This is a genomic window from Corynebacterium sp. L4757, from assembly GCF_043673995.1.
Classification (GTDB): Bacteria; Actinomycetota; Actinomycetes; order Mycobacteriales; family Mycobacteriaceae; genus Corynebacterium.
In genome coordinates, this window is the sequence record NZ_JBIMEN010000001.1 from 290,863 (window position 1) to 307,086 (window position 16,224).

At 54.6% G+C, this 16,224-nt stretch carries 15 protein-coding genes; 7 read left to right on the forward strand and 8 right to left on the reverse strand.

Going from position 1 to position 16,224, the window contains the following annotated elements; genetic code table 11:
• Positions 1-13 precede the first annotated feature (13 nt).
• The 3 genes from ACG98I_RS01310 to ACG98I_RS01320 all read left to right on the forward strand — a co-directional run bounded on the left by ACG98I_RS01310 (position 14) and on the right by ACG98I_RS01320 (position 3,546).
• Positions 14-979, forward strand: coding sequence for a 1-phosphofructokinase family hexose kinase (locus ACG98I_RS01310; protein ID WP_394717728.1), 966 nt, complete (start codon positions 14-16; stop codon positions 977-979).
• Positions 980-1,008: 29 nt separating this feature from the next.
• Complete coding sequence (locus ACG98I_RS01315) at positions 1,009-3,168, forward strand: fructose-specific PTS transporter subunit EIIC (protein ID WP_394717729.1); 2,160 nt, start codon at positions 1,009-1,011, stop codon at positions 3,166-3,168.
• A 111-nt stretch (positions 3,169-3,279) separates the two neighbouring features.
• Positions 3,280-3,546: an HPr family phosphocarrier protein gene (locus tag ACG98I_RS01320; protein WP_394717730.1), complete on the forward strand. Its 267-nt coding sequence runs from the start codon at positions 3,280-3,282 to the stop codon at positions 3,544-3,546.
• Between the two features lie 122 nt (positions 3,547-3,668).
• Here ACG98I_RS01320 and ACG98I_RS01325 read toward each other — a convergent pair whose 3' ends face one another.
• From ACG98I_RS01325 to hflX, 3 genes are all read right to left on the reverse strand, one after another.
• A complete protein-coding gene (locus ACG98I_RS01325) occupies positions 3,669-4,166 on the reverse strand; it encodes a GyrI-like domain-containing protein (RefSeq protein ID WP_394717731.1) in 498 nt (165 codons plus the stop codon).
• Between the two features lie 60 nt (positions 4,167-4,226).
• Positions 4,227-5,510, reverse strand: coding sequence for a uracil-xanthine permease family protein (locus ACG98I_RS01330; protein ID WP_394717732.1), 1,284 nt, complete (start codon positions 5,508-5,510; stop codon positions 4,227-4,229).
• A gap of 84 nt (positions 5,511-5,594) precedes the next feature.
• A complete protein-coding gene (gene hflX, locus ACG98I_RS01335) occupies positions 5,595-7,166 on the reverse strand; it encodes a GTPase HflX (RefSeq protein ID WP_394717733.1) in 1,572 nt (523 codons plus the stop codon).
• A gap of 104 nt (positions 7,167-7,270) precedes the next feature.
• On the opposite strand from hflX, the gene ACG98I_RS01340 reads away from it, so the two are divergent.
• The gene (locus ACG98I_RS01340; protein WP_394717734.1) at positions 7,271-8,044 is read left to right on the forward strand and encodes a hypothetical protein; all 774 of its coding nucleotides are present in this window, start codon (positions 7,271-7,273) and stop codon (positions 8,042-8,044) included.
• 2 nt (positions 8,045-8,046) lie between these two features.
• Positions 8,047-8,601, forward strand: a complete 555-nt coding sequence (locus ACG98I_RS01345) for a hypothetical protein (RefSeq protein ID WP_394717735.1) — start codon at positions 8,047-8,049, stop codon at positions 8,599-8,601.
• On the opposite strand, the gene dapF is transcribed toward ACG98I_RS01345, so the two are convergent.
• From dapF to ACG98I_RS01360, 3 genes are read right to left on the reverse strand one after another with little or no spacing between them, the layout of a single operon-like run.
• Positions 8,598-9,485, reverse strand: a complete 888-nt coding sequence (gene dapF / locus ACG98I_RS01350) for a diaminopimelate epimerase (RefSeq protein ID WP_394717736.1) — start codon at positions 9,483-9,485, stop codon at positions 8,598-8,600. The genes ACG98I_RS01345 and dapF overlap by 4 nt on opposite strands.
• A 42-nt stretch (positions 9,486-9,527) precedes the next feature.
• Entirely contained in the window at positions 9,528-10,439 is a 912-nt protein-coding gene (miaA, locus tag ACG98I_RS01355; RefSeq protein ID WP_394717737.1) for a tRNA (adenosine(37)-N6)-dimethylallyltransferase MiaA, read from the reverse strand.
• Positions 10,440-11,033 (reverse strand): hypothetical protein, encoded by a 594-nt coding sequence (locus tag ACG98I_RS01360; RefSeq protein ID WP_394717738.1) that lies wholly within the window; start codon positions 11,031-11,033, stop codon positions 10,440-10,442.
• 181 nt (positions 11,034-11,214) lie between these two features.
• Between ACG98I_RS01360 and ACG98I_RS01365 the strand changes: the two genes are divergently transcribed.
• Together ACG98I_RS01365 and ACG98I_RS01370 are read left to right on the forward strand one after the other, a co-directional pair.
• Entirely contained in the window at positions 11,215-12,549 is a 1,335-nt protein-coding gene (locus tag ACG98I_RS01365; protein WP_394717739.1) for a DUF349 domain-containing protein, read from the forward strand.
• A gap of 134 nt (positions 12,550-12,683) precedes the next feature.
• Positions 12,684-13,709, forward strand: a complete 1,026-nt coding sequence (locus tag ACG98I_RS01370) for a GNAT family acetyltransferase (protein WP_394717740.1) — start codon at positions 12,684-12,686, stop codon at positions 13,707-13,709.
• Here the strand turns inward: ACG98I_RS01370 and ACG98I_RS01375 are convergent.
• Positions 13,706-14,329: a hypothetical protein gene (locus ACG98I_RS01375; protein WP_394717741.1), complete on the reverse strand. Its 624-nt coding sequence runs from the start codon at positions 14,327-14,329 to the stop codon at positions 13,706-13,708. The genes ACG98I_RS01370 and ACG98I_RS01375 overlap by 4 nt on opposite strands.
• A gap of 32 nt (positions 14,330-14,361) precedes the next feature.
• The gene (gene miaB / locus ACG98I_RS01380; RefSeq protein ID WP_394718053.1) at positions 14,362-15,891 is read right to left on the reverse strand and encodes a tRNA (N6-isopentenyl adenosine(37)-C2)-methylthiotransferase MiaB; all 1,530 of its coding nucleotides are present in this window, start codon (positions 15,889-15,891) and stop codon (positions 14,362-14,364) included.
• Positions 15,892-16,224: the final 333 nt, after the last annotated feature.

Genomic DNA, 16,224 nt, shown 5'->3' on the forward strand with positions numbered 1-16,224 from the left:
ATTCCCGCACCTCATGATTGTGACTCTTACTCCAAATCCAAGCATCGATGCCACCATCGCCTTGGATTCTCCGCTTAATCCGGGCACGGTTCACCGTGCCCAAAGCATTACACAAGTTGCCGGTGGCAAAGGGATCAATGTGGCGAATGCCATCACCCTTGCTGGCCAGCAGACTACCGCGGTATTTCCTTCTGCAGATGGCGATCCCTTCGTGGCATTAGTCAATGACTTGAACGTGAATTTTACTTCCGTCGCCATTAAAGGAGCCATCAGAACGAATACTACGGTGACCGAAGATTCAGGTCGGACCACCAAGCTCAATGGCAAAGGTCCCCTGGTAGACAAAGAAACCCAGCAAGCACTCATTGACAGCACCATCGAAGCAGCACAGGATGCTTCCTGGGTGGTCATGGCTGGGTCGTTGCCGCATGGCGTTGAGAATGACTTCTACGTCACTGCTATTAAGGCGTTGCGTGAGGCAACCCCACATGTGCGTATTGCCGTAGATACCTCTGATGCACCGATGGTTGCCATCGCAGAAAACCTCTCACAGGCAGCGCCAGATCTGCTTAAACCCAATGGTTTGGAGTTAGGCCAGCTCATTGGCGAAGACGGTCTTGCCATCGAGAAGGCTGCTGAAGAAGGCGACTACAGCGCCGTGATTGCCGCGGCTCGCAAAGTAAATGCACAAGGCGTGGACTCCGTCCTAGTCACATTAGGCTCCGCAGGCGCCATCTTGGTCACGGAATCAGGTGCTTGGAAGGCCACTCCACCGCCAACCGACGTTGTTTCAACCGTCGGTGCTGGTGATAGCTCTCTGGCTGGATTCTTGCTGGCGCAAGCCGATGGCAAGGATCTTCCTCTATCACTCCAACAATCTGTTGCATATGGTTCAGCAGCAACTTCGCTGCCCGGAACGACCATCCCTACCCCAGATATGCTCAACCTTGAGCAAACCGACGTCAGCGAACTGAATTAAATAACTGAAATAACAAGGAGAGACCTCTCATGGCTTCCGATCTCATCACCACAGACCTTGTCGCCTTAGATGCTGACTTTGGTTCAACGGTGGACTCAGTCATTACTGAGCTTGCCACACTGGTGCACAATGCTGGCCGTGCCAGCGACATTCAAGGACTAGCTGCCCCTGCAATTGAACGGGAAAGCCAGGCTGGCACCGGCGTTCCAGGCCAGGTAGCTATTCCCCACTGCCGCTCGGAGGCAGTGACTGAGCCAACCCTTGCGTTCGCGCGTCTAAGCAAGGGCGTGGGCTTTTCTGGACCAGATGGCGATGCCGAATTAGTCTTCCTCATTGCTGCACCTGCTGGTGGCGGCAAGGAACACCTTAAGATTCTGTCGAAGTTAGCGCGCGCACTTGTACGAAAAGACTTCCTGGAAGCGCTACGAACTGCACAATCTTCGGAAGAAATCGTTTCTTTAGTGCTCGAGGTAGTCAACGCCGAAAAGAAGCCCAAGGCTAAGCCAGAAGCTGAGACCGCAAAAGTTGATTCTGCTTCTACTGCAGACACTGCAGGCGCTACAGCCACGACAGGTGCGGTAGGTGCAGCAGGTACAGCAAGCGCAGCATCGACGACAGCTGCATCGGCTTCTTCGGTTTCTCCGGATGAGACAATCAATATCGTTGCTATTACTGCATGCCCGACTGGAATTGCGCATACCTACATGGCTGCTGATGCACTATCTCAGGCAGCCGAAGCACGCGATGACCTCAAGCTGATCGTTGAAACCCAGGGCTCATCCAATAACACCCCGGTTGCGCAAACCATCATTGATTCCGCAGACGCAGTAATCTTTGCTACCGACGTCGGCGTCCGTGACCGCGAGCGTTTTGCTGGCAAGCCTGTCATCGAATCAGGCGTGAAGCGTGCGATTAATGAGCCCGCAGTCATGCTGGATGAGGCACTCACCGCAGCGAAGAACCCGAATGCCCGAAAGGTATCTGGCTCTGCCACTGCATCCAGCAACTCGGAAGAATCCGGTGAGTCTCTCGGCTGGGGCAAGCGCATCCAGCAAGCCATTATGACCGGTGTCTCTTACATGGTGCCGTTCGTAGCAGCCGGCGGTTTGCTGCTGGCATTAGGTTTCCTCTTCGGTGGAGCCGACATGGCTAATGCGTGGCAGGTTCTATCCACCGAATACTCCCTCACCAATCTGCCCGGCAATGAAGTCGAGGTTGAAGGTGCCATCATGACCTTCGAGCGCTCCGGGCTCATGCTTTACCTCGGCGCAGTATTATTCGCTATCGGTCAAGCATCCATGAACTTCATTGTTGCCGCGCTCTCCGGCTACATTGCCTATGCGCTAGGTGGTCGCCCAGGCATCGCGCCGGGCTTCGCCGGTGGCGCTATCGCCGTTACCTTGAGTGCTGGCTTCATTGGTGGCCTGGTAACTGGTTTGCTCGCTGGCCTCATCGCCATGTGGATCGGTTCTTGGAATGTCCCACGCTGGTTGGCATCTCTGATGCCAGTGATGATCATTCCTCTGCTAACCACCATGATCGTCGGTCTGTCCATGTACTTCGTTCTCGGCGCACCACTTGCATCCTTAATGACGGGTCTGCAAAACATGCTCTCCGGAATGTCTGGTTCTTCCGCAGTCCTGCTTGGTATCGTGCTGGGATTGATGATGTGCGCGGACTTGGGCGGTCCTATTAACAAAGCTGCCTATCTCTTCGGTACCGCGGGGCTATCGACCGGAGACCAGGCCTCCATGGAAATCATGGCGGCCGTCATGGCAGCCGGCATGGTTCCACCAATCGCACTATCGATTGCCACCTTCGTCCGCAAGAACCTCTTCACTCCAGCGGAGCAAGAAAATGGCAAGTCTTCCTGGCTGATGGGTCTCGCCTTTGTCTCTGAAGGCGCAATTCCATTCGCAGCAGCAGACCCATTCCGCGTCATTCCGGCCATGATGGCTGGCGGCGCTACCACCGGTGCCATCATTATGGCCCTGGGCGTGGGCTCCCGTGCGCCGCACGGTGGTATCTTCGTGCTCTTTGCTATTGACCCAGTGTGGGGATACATCGCAGCACTCGTCGGCGGCACTTTGGTTGCAACCGTGCTGGTTCTGGCCTTCAAGCAGTTCTGGCCAAATAAGACCATTCGTGAGGCAGCAGCTAAGGATGAGAAAGAAAAGGTTGCAGCTTAACGCAGCGTTGCCTGAGAAAACACTTAAGCTTTCTGCCTTACGTGGCACAGTAAGAACTTCATCTTTACACTGGTATAAGACATTTTAATTCTGGAAAGGATTTATTTAATTATGGCTTCTAAGACTGTTAAGGTCGGCTCTTCCGTTGGACTCCACGCTCGTCCAGCATCCATCATCGCTGACGCAGCAGCTGAATATGATGAGGACATCTTCCTGGCTCTAGCTGGTGAAGAAGACGACGATGAGACTGACGCAGCTTCCTCTTTGATGATTATGGCTCTCGGCGCAGAGCAGGGCGATGAAGTTACCGTTACTTCCGACAACGCTGATGCCGTTGAGAAGATTGCAGGCCTGATTGAACAGGACCTGGACGCATAATTAAGGCCGTTTAATAACGCCTAGGAGGTCGAACCGTTAGCGGTTCGACCTCCCTTTTTATTTGATGGCTCTCGCTTCCTAGCTCCTTACAGTTGCCATGCGAAACGCCAGCCGGGTAAGAATCAGGCAAGGTACCAATATAAATCGGTCACGGCATTGGCCGTTGATTCACCGTCACCCATCACTACGTATTCCTCAAAGGTGGGTTCGCGAACTCTCATCCCAGCCATCGCAAGTTCTTGTCCGAAGCTATCCCAGGATTCACCGAGCTTGTTATAACTGCCATGGTGAATAGATACCGCGGCGGTTCCCTCTTCAAATTCAAAAATATCAACGTCCCCGAACACCGCTGGTTCTAAGCTCTCTGCGGATTCGAGCGAAGTGCGAATACTTGCTAGTTCATCATCAGCGATGACGAAGGCAGCAGCAATATCAATCTCGTCTGGGGAGATGGAGAAGGTATAAGAACGGCACGCACCGATTTTGGCGCCCGCCTTGTCAAAGACCTGCTCCAGCACGCCATAGGATGGCCTGATGAAGTCCGAGACAGCATTGAGTGCAACTTCCTTGCGGATACCGAGTGCACAGTGTGCGGGAATGGTAGTGGTTTCAATAGCCATGGTTGTGGCAACTCCTATAAAAGATGGGCACTATAGCGCTCACCCTACCACCGCCTGGTTTTAGTACTTAGCGTTCTTTCCCTCACCGATGCTGCTATACAGTGCCTTCAGCAGCGGGTATGCAATGATAATGCCGACTGAGCCCCAGGCGATACCTTCGAGCTGGACGCCAAAGATAGTCAAGGTCAGGTTGCCGATACCGGCGACCAAGGCCACCGCAGCACAGGTGAGGTTAACTGGGGTATTGAAGTTGACATTATTGTCCATCCAGATACGGATGCCCAGCATGCCAATGAGGCCATAGAGCACCAGCGTTGCACCGCCCAGGACACCTGAAGGGATGGTGAAAATCAGCGCGCCAAATTTCGGGATGAATGCCAATGCAATGGCGGTAATCGCCGCCACCCAGTACGCAGCGGTTGAATACACACGGGTTGCGGCCATCACGCCAATATTTTCAGCATAAGTAGTCGTTGCAGAACCACCGAAGCCACCGGCCAACGTGGTGGCCAAACCATCTGCCACCAGCGCATCACCGGCTAGATCATCAAGATCACGCTTGGTCATTTCACTAACTGCCTTTACGTGGCCGATATTTTCTGCCACTAAGACAACCAAGACCGGCAACGCGACAGCAATGGCAGAGAACTGGAATTCCGGTGCATGGAATTGCGGCAGACCAATCCATGCCGCATCCGCAATGGTTTCAGCTGCGCCCTCGCTGAGGTTGCCGGTCAATGCTGCAAAAGCCCAACCGACAATAACACCGATGAGGATGCCCAAGCGAGAGACCATGCCCCGACCACCGATGGTGCACAGCGCAATCACCAGCAGAGTTACAGCAGCAACGAGCGGCTGCGTCTCAAAATTGGCGGCAGCAGTGGGTGCTAGGTTCAGGCCGATCAGCGCCACAATAGCGCCAGTTACGGCGGGTGGCATCACCGCATCCACAACCTTACTGCCAGCCATCTTGACCACCATGCCGATGAGCATCAAGGTCACGCCCGTAACCAGAATGGATCCAGCCTGCGCGGCAATACCATATTGCTGGGACGCCGCCAGTGGCGCGATGAATGCGAAAGAGGAACCCAGATAGGACGGCAGACGGTTTCGGGTAATCAGCAGGAAGAGGATTGTGCCGATACCTGAAAATAGCAACGTCGTATTGACCGGAAATCCGGTCAGGGTTGGCACGAGCAGCGTTGCGCCAAACATCGCCACAACGTGCTGCATACCGATACCGATGGTGCGCGGCCAATTCAAGCGCTCTTCAGGAGCAACAACCGCTCCTGGTTGAATCTTCTTACCGTCTCCGTGCAGCTTCCAGCCAATTAGTGAACTCACGAAATCTCATTATTGTCTATTTCCCGCTTTTCGCCTAACTATAAGCTAGAAATTACTTAAAAAATTCCTGAGTCGCGCTCAACTTCAGGCGCTTCGGTCAGCATCCGGGTCTGAAGAAGCCTTGGTCTGAATCTCTTTGACCTGTTCCTCGGTAATCGCGAATTCTTCCAGTTCACCCGCAATCTGCGAAGGCAGGCGCACATCAACGAAAGTGCCCTCGGCAAGATAAGACTCTTCCAGCACCGTTCCTAAATCATGCACACGCGCGATGACATCACCGCGGGTAAAAGGCACCAACAGCTGGACGCGAGAATCAAGCGAATTCAAAAAGAGCTCAATGCGTGCAGTTAGCTCGGAGATTCCTTCGCCCGTGTGCGCGGACACGTAGACCACATTGTCACGGTCAAGGACGTGGCGGATCTCTGCCAGCGACAACTCATCTGCGGCATCAATCTTATTGATCACGATGATTTCTGGTGGTGGTGTCTCATTGGTTTCTTGCGCGATGTCATAGATGACCTTGTTAACCGCCTCAATCTGTTTCAGCGGGAAAGGATCCGAACCATCAACCACATGCAGCATTAAATCAGCATTAAAGACTTCCTCCAGCGTGGACTTAAACGCTTCAACCAGCTGGGTGGGCAAATGGCGCACGAAACCAACGGTATCTGTCAAGACAACATTGCGACCATCGGCTAATGAGCCCTTACGAGTGGTGGGATCCAACGTGGCGAATAGAGCATCCTCCACCAGCACGCCCGCACCAGTCAGTGCATTAATCAGCGAAGACTTACCAGCGTTGGTATAACCAGCAATCGCAATCTGCGGGATAGTGGAACGCTGACGGCTCGCGCGTTTGACGTCGCGCGCTGTGCGCATGCCCCTTAATTCCTTGCGCAGACGTGCCATCTCCGTACGAATACGGCGACGGTCAGACTCAATCTTGGTTTCACCAGGACCACGCAAGCCCACACCACCGTTGGAGCCAGCGCGACCACCAGCCTGACGCGACAGGTTGCCACCCCAACCACGAGTGTGCGTGTACAGGTATTCCAGCTGCGCGAGTGAAACTTGCGCCTTACCTTCTTTGGACTTCGCGTGCTGCGCAAAGATATCCAAAATCAGCATGGTGCGGTCAATTACCTTGGTGTTAAGCTCCCGCTCCAGAGCAGACAACTGGCCTGGGTTCAGCTCACCATCACAAATCACGGTATCAGCGCCTGTGGCATCAATGATTTGCTTGAGTTCTTTGACTTTGCCCGAGCCAATAAACGTTCCGGAATCCGGCTTATCACGCTTCTGGTAGAGCATTTCCACGATTTCTGCGCCGGCGGTCTCCGTTAATGCCGCGAGCTCACCCATGGTGGCTTCGACCTCGGCAGCGCTGCCTTCAGTCCAGACTCCGACCAAAACAACTTGTTCCAGACGCAGCTTTCGGTACTCAACCTCATAGCCATCAGTCGTATCTTCGGCACGGATTTCGGTATAGCGGGTAACGCGCCTAAATGCGTTACGCTCCGCTAGCTCGAGCTCACCTAGTGTGAGATCTTCATCGCGCTCGCTGGCAGCGGGCTGCGGAATATTGTCAGAAAAAGCACGCGTCAAAAGGTCCTCGCGCTCTTTATCAGTGTTAAATCCTTGAGAAAAATCTGTCATTGTCTTCCCAGTATCGCACGAGTGACCTGCTCTTGGCTAGAAATCACAGGTAAAAGACACAGAAGTATTTTCGAAACCATCGGTTACGGACTAGAATTGATGTCATGACTACCGCCCAGACCCACTCAGAGATGCAGGCGCTCGGTTTTGATTTTGAGCGCTGGCAAGACGTTGTGGAACAAGCAATTGCCACCAACCAGCTCACCGTCACCGGCGAAATCCGCGGTGGCCAGCTCATTCAGTTCAATGATGCCTCCGGCGCGCAGCTGAATATCTTGGCAGTGGAGCCATTTTCTACCTACATCGGTTTTGATGGCATCACGCAGGCTTTTGCGCACGTTTCCATGGTCAATGATGTCTTGAGCTACCTCAATATCATCACCCCGAATGGTGACACCATCGCGGAAATCACAGCCAACTTGGCACAGGGCCCGTTGCTGGCAGAGGTAGAAGAGCAACAGTGGCAGCAAATCGGCATCACCGCCATGGGATTGGCTGTAAAGGCTTATGAGTCCGCTGAGGCATTCGAGTCCGAGGAAGGCTCCTACCCTGCCCTCTTCGAATCTGATGGCGCAGAGGTCATTAACTCCGGTAATGGTGCAGCTACCCCAACACCAGGCGCGCGCTTTGCCGCACGCGTGTTGGAATCTGAGTGGCGCCACAATCAGCTCTCGGGCAAGAAATTCATGCACATCGTTCTCGATGGTGCGTTCCCCTTCGACCTGTGCTTGCCGGCAACCTTTGGCGAGTTGCCTGCTAAAGACGCCGTCTTGGCTGGTACGGCACTGATGACCGCCAATGTTTTGACCCCAATGTCGGGCGGCTGCGGCTCCGGTGGCGGCTGTTCTTGCGGTTCCGGCGGTTGCGGCGGGCACTAATCATGCAGCCGGAGCCAGCTAAATTCTCACATCGTCAGCGCACCATCTTTGGCACCATCGCCATCGTGGTTGCGCTACTTGTGCTGCTTAGTGTTCTCAAGCTCCCCGGACTGCTGATCTCTTTGATCATTATCCCGCTGGCGGTTTTCATGCTCCATTCACGCCCGGATGCATCCGAGCAGAAAACCCTGAAAGCATCAATCTCGCTGTCCAGTGATGATATTCAAGATGTCGTAGATGAATTTGAGCAATTTGCGCTCTCTTCTGATGCCACCGATATCGCCGATCGCACGTTGCACCGCCCAGCTCTATTGGATGCGGAGTGCGGGGATGAGGCAATCGAGCATTTTCACTATCAGCTCTCTACCGCGAAACGCTTTCTGCGCCGGCTCGATGCCCGTTTGGATTCCAATATGGAGACCAGCGAATTTGAAAAGCTTTTGGTCATTACTGATCAGCGCGCGCTCGAGCTCAAAGAATCTTGGCTCAGCGCACGCCGTTCAGCACTTGCGCTGGGACCTCATTACAAGCGCAATGATGAGGGCAAAGCTAGTTAGTGAGCTGCTAGTCCCGTTGCCACAATCTCAGATGGACCACGCAAAGTGGAACCGTCTTCGCGCACCTCAACGGTTACTTGACCACCCGGCACATGTACCTTGACGGAGCCAGTAACTGCACCTGCATCAGCCAACGCTGACACAGCGGCTGCTACCGTACCCGTGCCACAGGAACGGGTCTCCCCCACGCCGCGCTCAAAGACGCGCATGTGAACCTCACCATCAGCCAAAGGCGTGACTACTTCCAGGTTCAGACCGTGTGGGAAAAACTCTGGGTCATATTCCGGCAACTCCAGTTGCAGCTCGTTTAAGCCTTCCGCGCTCAGCCCCGGAATCGTTGCTGCCAAGTGCGGGTTACCCATGTCCACACCGAGTCCAGCATAGGACTGACCTGCCATATTTGCGGTGGAAAGACCCATCACCTCAGGCTGGCCCATTTCCACGCTGACCTCAGCATGGCGGGAATCATAAGAATGCACAATGACCGGCTTTGCACCCGCACGGGTACCCACGGTGAAAGATAGTTCTTCATCATCTTGTGGACAGGGCACCAATCCTTGTGCTGCAACCCAGTGCGCAAAGACGCGTGTGCCATTACCGCACATCTCTGCGATGGAGCCATCAGCATTGCGGTAGTCCATGAACCAGTCTGTCGGCGCGATCCCTTCAGCTAGGGCCTCAATTTCACCATTATCCACCAGCGCTTGTGCCCGGATCACGCGCAGAAGTCCATCCGCACCGACACCTGCGTGACGGTCGCACAAGGCCGCAACGCGCTCGGCGTCAAGGTCAAGCTGACCCTCGAAGTCATTGACAATGATGAAATCATTCTCGGTGCCATGACCTTTGGCAAAAGGTAGTGATCCAGATGAAATAGTAGACATGCTTTTTATCTTAGATCACCTTGATTAGATCCCCAGATTAGATCACTGTAAAGCAATCACGTCTAGTGCCTGCGGCAGGGTCGGCTGTGTGGCGTCAATCCAGTGGATGCGTTTATCACGGTGGAACCAGGAACGTTGGCGGCGTACATACCGGCGCGTGCCGATGACGGTCCGCTCCTCTACCTCATCCCACGCAAGTTCACCGTCCATGGCTTGCAGCACCTGGGCATACCCGATTGCTCGTCCAGCCGTTGAGTCACGCACCAGGCCTTGACTAACGAGGTCTTCAACCTCTTCGATGAATCCTTGTTCAAACATGAGCTGAGTACGCTTTTCGATGCGCGGGTTCAGCCACTCTGGGTTGGTTTCCAACCCCAGCAAAATGGCATTCCACCGGGGTGGTGCGTCTTTAGGCGGTTGGGATGCCTGGAATGGTTTGCCGGTCAATTCGATTACCTCGAGTGCCCGAACGGTCCGGCGAGGATCTCTATCCTCAATGATCGCCGCTGCTTGCGGATCAATGTCAGCCAACTTGTCATGCATCGCGTCCACCCCGATCTCCCGCAGTTGCACCTCATAGCGCGCGCGAACCTGCGGATCGGTAGGAGGAAATGACCAGGCATCCACGAGGGATTGAACATAAAGCATGGAACCGCCCACGATGATGGGGCGTATGCCACGAGACATGATTTCTTCCACGTCTGCTACCGCATCTTCTTGATAACGCGCGACCGATGCCGTCTCCGTAATATCCCAGACATCTAATTGGTGGTGCACAATGCCCTGGCGTTCTTCCACGCTGAGCTTGGCTGTGCCAATATCCATTCCCCGATAGAGCTGCATGGAGTCCACATTCACCACTTCCCCGCCGAAGTGATGAGCTAATTCCAAGGACAGCGCAGATTTTCCGGAGGCGGTAGGTCCCACCACCACGATTGGCCTGATGTCTTCCATCTACTCTACCTCCCACGTTGCCACGTAACGTCCGACTCCGAGAGCGGAATCTGAAGCAATCAGCGTGGCGCGTTTCGGTGCCAGCTGCGCTATTTGCAGCCACAAGTCGGGCTCGATCACCCCGGCATCGGCAAGCACAGGCATATCGCCTTCTTCTCCTCGCAATACCTGCTCACACCACTGATGAGCTAACGTTGCCCCATCAACCAATGCCAACGGCGCACGGGCTGTCAAACCCGCTGTGCCATCCAAGACCACCACGGTCAGCGCTTCTGGATCAAGATTCCGAATCTCATCGCGACACTGCGTTACTTCCGCCTTGCCATCAATGACATATCGCGCAATCAACTCCGGTAGATAATGCCCTTGCCCAACATTGACGTGGCCAGCACCCCAAGCTTTGAAAGAGCCCTCGTGCGCTGTATACCACCGCTTATCACGTGAGGACACAATATGAATTGGCCGCGGTTTTTCTGCCAATGCGTCAGCGATGACTCCTCTGGATGCCACAAGCAGCTGCTGTGATGCATCATCTGCTGCAGCAAGTTCTTCGACGAGGGCGGGTGAGCCGGGGATAAAGACAATATTGTTCATTATGTCCTCCATCCTAAGCTGGCGCGATGATATTAGTGCCTTTAACCCTGACATACACGCTGTGATAACGGTAATGTGTATCAAGTACACGCGTACCTGCAACCGGTATGCGGGTTCTTTATATCTTCTCGGCAGCCGTGTCGCGCGGCACAGCCCTTAAACTTAAGGACGGAATTTACTCATGGCAACCTCCACCCCATCCCCTGCCAACATGCCAAAGCCAGGCCCACGTCCAGGCGCAAAGCCCAATGCGAATGCAGCAAAGCCGGCAGTGGTTGTGATGAATAAGCCACCGCAATCTGATCCCAAGAAGTGGGGTCGTGTTGATGAAAATGGCACGGTCTTTGTCACCACCGCCGATGGTGAACGTGAGGTCGGAAGCTGGCAGGCAGGGACTCCCGAGGAAGGCTTGGCGCACTTTGGTGCGCGCTTTGATGACTTGGCAACTGAGGTGGAGCTTTTGGAAGCACGCCTGAAGGCACATCCTGAAGAAGCTGAGTCCATCAAGAAGTCCGCTGCAGAGCTCAAAGCCACCCTTCCCACTGCCGCCGTGGTGGGTGACCTGGATGCTCTGGATAAGCGCCTGGATGCCATCGCCGAACACTCTGTGAAGGCTGGTGAACAGGCCGCTGCTGATAAGGCGCGCCGGCGGGAGGAAGCCATCGCTGCCAAGGAAAAGCTGGCTGCGGAAGCCGAAGACCTGGCTGAGAACTCCACCGATTGGAAGAATGCCGGCGACCGCATTCGTGAAATCTTGAATGAGTGGAAGCAGATTAAGGGCATTGACCGCAAGACCGATGATGGTCTGTGGAAGCGCTACTCCCGCGCCCGTGATGCTTTCAACCGCCGCCGTGGCGCTCACTTTGCTGAGCTCGACCGTGGCCGTGCAGCTGCGCGTAAGAAGAAGGAAGAGCTCGTTGAACGCGCAGAGGCGTTGCAGGACTCCACTGATTGGGGTGAGACAGCACGTGCCTACCGAGATTTGATGACCGAGTGGAAGGCAGCGGGCCGCGCTCCACGCGAGGTGGACGATAAGCTGTGGGCCGCGTTCCGTGCTGCCCAGGATCACTTCTTTGCTGCGCGTGATGCGGTCAATAGTGAACGGGACCAAGAGTTTGCCGCTAATGCAAAGGCTAAAGATGCATTGATTGCTGAGTATGACTCAGTCATCGATCCTTCCAAGAACATTGATGGCGCAAAAGCGAAGCTCCGAGAGCTCCAAGATAAGTGGGAAGAGATTGGCTTTGTTCCCCGCGACCAGGTCCGTCAGTATGAAGAAAAGATCGGCGCGTTGGAAAAGCGCGTTGCTGATGCAGAAGAATCGAGCTGGCGCCGCAATGATCCTGCAGCCCAAGACCGCGTTAACCAGTTCAAGGTCAAGGTCGATGACTTCAATGCTCAGGCAGATGCAGCTGAAGCAAAGGGCAAGACCAAGAAGGCTGAGGAGCTGCGTGCACAGGCAGCTCAGTGGGCTGAGTGGGCACAGACCGCCGAAGCCGCTATCGAAGATAAGTAGTTTTCACATTGGATAATCTGCACCTCGTGCAGTTTGCGCCACCACGCTTTCCCTCCCTCGCCTCTGAGCAACACTCAGACGCGAGGGAGGGTTTAGTTCCTGCGCCCTCTGATGCCGTGCGCACTTTTGTGTTCATGGCTAATCTTTATGCACAGGAGGCCAGTGGTGACCCGGCTGCATCAGCATCACCGGAGCGCGTGGTTCATCGCCTACGCGGCTCCAATGAGTCAGAGACCTATATCTTCGCACTCATTCAAGGCACAGCACCTTTGGGCGAGGCTTCTTCATTGGGCTTACCGCAGGTTCCGTCTACCGGTGATTGCCCCGATTTGGATTATGTGGGCTTTATCCACATCAGTATCCCGCTGCTGGAGGAAAAGCAGACGGCAGATGTTGATTTCGTGCTGGACGTAAACTTCTTGCCACTGCCCGGCGAGCCACTGGAGACAGATGCCCGTTTTATTGCTGACCAGCTGGTTCAACACGGACTCGACATTGCCCGCAAGTTGGGGCGAAGTACTGTGCAAACAGGCTCATTGCACTCAGATGAGACCGATGCTTTTTCCGACCCTTTCTCTGCTTCTTATGCCCAGGTGGATTTTGAAATCCGGCATGCGGAGCGTCAAATCTTAGTTGAGGTCCCGCAGGAACCCGCAACATTATTGGTTCCAGCTGGAATGAGCGCGCATGTCTGGCCTGACTATGACATCCCCGATGAGTACATCGATGACGTTCTAGACCTTTTGACGATCGCTTCTGAGGATTCAATAACCGGCGATCTGTCAGTAGAGCCGATCCTGTGGAACCGTGAGCGCCTAGCGCAGGCTCATGGAAGGCTGCGGTCGCGGGGTGCGCACACGTTAATCATCGCCTTTGTCGAAGCCAGACGCGTGGTCTCTTTGACTGAGCTGGGCCGGCATGCTGGATCTGACCCGGAAGTCGCCGAGTGGACCATGACCGTCACCGCACGGGATAAAAGAAGGCAGCACTTAGCGTCTAAAATCAAGCTCCTAGCGTTGACTTCACTGCGTGAGCACTGGCCTGAGGTGGACAGAACCTATACCTCCATCGGCGTCGCTGATGAAGCCATGAACCGAATCTATGGCTCCCTCGGGGCCCGCGGAATCTCCCAGTCAGAGGCCTGGGAGCTCAAGCTTTAGTCCTTGCCCTGCTGAGTATCCCGATGCCGCTGTGCAGCGCGTGCGCGGCGGTCATCAACCAGCAGCGGATTCACCTCTGGCGCAGATTCCTGGCGGATATCCATTTGTGCTTGGCCAATGGTATCGAGCTTGGAGGCTTCTTGGCGCGCCTGCTTTTCGGCCGCCATCTGCTCTGGGCTGCGGCGCAGTGCAACAAGCGCAAAAGAAAATGTCGCAATCGTTACCGCGGCAATTCCCAGCCACATGCCGACCTCTGCGCCATCGGCACGCGCACCGCGCATCCAAATCATAAAGAGCGAGTATGCAAATCCAACCGTGACGAGCATCCAGCCAATCAGGCCAAATACAGCCTTGCGGGTAATCAGTACCAACGTGGTAAATACGCCCACACCCAAAGTTATCAAAATGGCGAAGACGAATTCCGCAATCGACATCGACTCACGTGCGGTCGCGGAGAAAGTGATGATTTCATAACCACGGATCCCCGCTGAATGCGGCAGGATTAGCCATGCCACATACAACACCACCGCCAGTGCGAGTGGGATGACTTGATTTCTCAAGTCCATTTTCTGAGCAATCTTACGCTCAGCTTGAATGGGATTTATTGGCTGTTCAGACACAGTTAACTACCCTACTCGCGTTTTCGTTGTACTTAGAGTCCGCAGCTCGGCGCTGGGGCTTCCGCTTGAGCAGGCTTGCCGATTTGCGGCAATCCCAATCCAACACCAATGGGTGCAGTCGTTGGGGTTTGACCAGCAGCGGACATGTCGCCTGCCTTGGTGCGGCGGTGCTCGGTGACACCGGCATCAGCAATCAGGAAGAAGGAACCACCGTCTGTAATGGTGGTGTGCACAACATCACCCGGACGAATCTCAGATGAGATGTCCTGGCCACCCTTCTGTGGATCGAAATGCACCAAGCGGCCATCTCGGGCACGGCCGGTCATGCGGTGCGTCTTATCGCTCTTGCGGCCTGCTTCTTGCACGAGCAATTCCACATCGGTACCGACCAGTTGTGCGTTATCTTCTGCCGCAATCTGATCTTGGAGGGCAACGAGGCGCTCAAAGCGATCCTGCACCACGTCCTTTGGCACTTGGTTATCCATGGTGGCAGCCGGGGTTCCAGGACGTGGTGAGTATTGGAAGGTATAAGCCGCGGTAAAGCGTGCTCGACGCACGATATCCATGGTGCCCTGGAAATCCTCTTCGGTCTCACCTGGGAACCCAACGATGACATCGGTGGTGATAGCCGCATACGGCATCTTTTCACGCACTTCATCCAAGATCGCCATGAACTTCTTCGTACGGTAAGAGCGGCGCATATCTTTGAGCACCTTATCCGAGCCGGACTGCAGCGGCATATGCAATTGCGGGCAAACTGCGGGGGTTTCCGCCATCGCCTCAATCACATCAGAAGTAAATTCCGCTGGATGCGGTGAAGTAAAGCGGAGTCGCTCTAAGCCTTCAATTTCTCCGACCGCACGCAAGAGCTTGGAGAATGCAAACTTATCGCGCGGCATATCTGGGTCAGCGAAATTCACGCCATAAGAGTTCACGTTTTGTCCCAGCAGGGTTACTTCAGTAACGCCTTGGTCCACCAGCGCTTTGACCTCAGCCAAAATATCGCCAGGACGGCGGTCTTCTTCCTTGCCACGCAGCGAAGGAACAATACAGAACGTACACGTGTTATTGCAGCCCACTGAGATGGACACCCAGCCGGCATACGCAGATTCACGTCTCGCGGGCAACACCGATGGGAATGCCTCGAGGGAGTCCACGATTTCAATCTGGGCTTCTTCATTGTGGCGCGCACGCTCCAACAAAGCTGGCAGCGCTGCCATGTTGTGAGTACCAAAGACAGCATCCACCCACGGCGCATTGGAAATGACCGTGTCTTTATCTTTTTGCGCCAAACAACCACCAACGGCAATCTGCATTCCCGGGTGATTTTCTTTCGTCTTCTTCAGAGCACCGAGTGAGCCGTAGAGGCGCTTATCAGCATTCTCACGGACCGCACAGGTGTTAAATACCACCAGGTCGGGTTCAGCTTCAGCCGGGGCCGCAACATAGCCCGCTTCTTCCAAAAGGCCCGAGATTCGTTCGGAGTCATGAACGTTCATCTGGCAGCCAAAAGTGCGCACTTCATAAGTGCGTTGGGAGTCTGTCATTGGGGTTTCGCGCATGGTTTCCACGTGTGGATATTGTAGTGGCCACGCGCATAAGCACCTAACCATGCGCAGGAGACAAACAAAACGAGCTGTTCGTATTGAGAACAGGGCGTGACGGGGGCAACATCGGGGGATACTTTGCCAACAATAAGTAGTAGGCGAAAATAATTCGAACGCTTCGCGAACATTGCCTAAACACATGGTCAACTGCCCATTACTCCGAATTTGCCCGTCGAGATCTTCACAAATTTTGCGAAGGTTACCAAGTTGTTATTTAAACCATTACAGCTGAGCCGCCTCCAGGCTCTAACATTCGGAGTATGTTGCAACACACACGCGAAGGGAGAA

Excerpts from the sequence above, each read along its gene's own strand:
- dapF (WP_394717736.1), bottom strand. The coding sequence starts at position 9,485 with ATGTCTACTATTTCATCTGGATCACTACCTTTTGCCAAAGGTCATGGC.
- ACG98I_RS01320 (WP_394717730.1), top strand. The coding sequence starts at position 3,280 with ATGGCTTCTAAGACTGTTAAGGTCGGCTCTTCCGTTGGACTCCACGCT.
- ACG98I_RS01360 (WP_394717738.1), bottom strand. The coding sequence starts at position 11,033 with ATGAACAATATTGTCTTTATCCCCGGCTCACCCGCCCTCGTCGAAGAA.
- ACG98I_RS01315 (WP_394717729.1), top strand. The coding sequence starts at position 1,009 with ATGGCTTCCGATCTCATCACCACAGACCTTGTCGCCTTAGATGCTGAC.
- ACG98I_RS01310 (WP_394717728.1), top strand. The coding sequence starts at position 14 with ATGATTGTGACTCTTACTCCAAATCCAAGCATCGATGCCACCATCGCC.
- ACG98I_RS01345 (WP_394717735.1), top strand. The coding sequence starts at position 8,047 with ATGCAGCCGGAGCCAGCTAAATTCTCACATCGTCAGCGCACCATCTTT.
- ACG98I_RS01370 (WP_394717740.1), top strand. The coding sequence starts at position 12,684 with ATGGCTAATCTTTATGCACAGGAGGCCAGTGGTGACCCGGCTGCATCA.
- ACG98I_RS01340 (WP_394717734.1), top strand. The coding sequence starts at position 7,271 with ATGACTACCGCCCAGACCCACTCAGAGATGCAGGCGCTCGGTTTTGAT.
- miaA (WP_394717737.1), bottom strand. The coding sequence starts at position 10,439 with ATGGAAGACATCAGGCCAATCGTGGTGGTGGGACCTACCGCCTCCGGA.
- ACG98I_RS01325 (WP_394717731.1), bottom strand. The coding sequence starts at position 4,166 with ATGGCTATTGAAACCACTACCATTCCCGCACACTGTGCACTCGGTATC.
- hflX (WP_394717733.1), bottom strand. The coding sequence starts at position 7,166 with ATGACAGATTTTTCTCAAGGATTTAACACTGATAAAGAGCGCGAGGAC.
- ACG98I_RS01365 (WP_394717739.1), top strand. The coding sequence starts at position 11,215 with ATGGCAACCTCCACCCCATCCCCTGCCAACATGCCAAAGCCAGGCCCA.
- miaB (WP_394718053.1), bottom strand. The coding sequence starts at position 15,891 with ATGCGCGAAACCCCAATGACAGACTCCCAACGCACTTATGAAGTGCGC.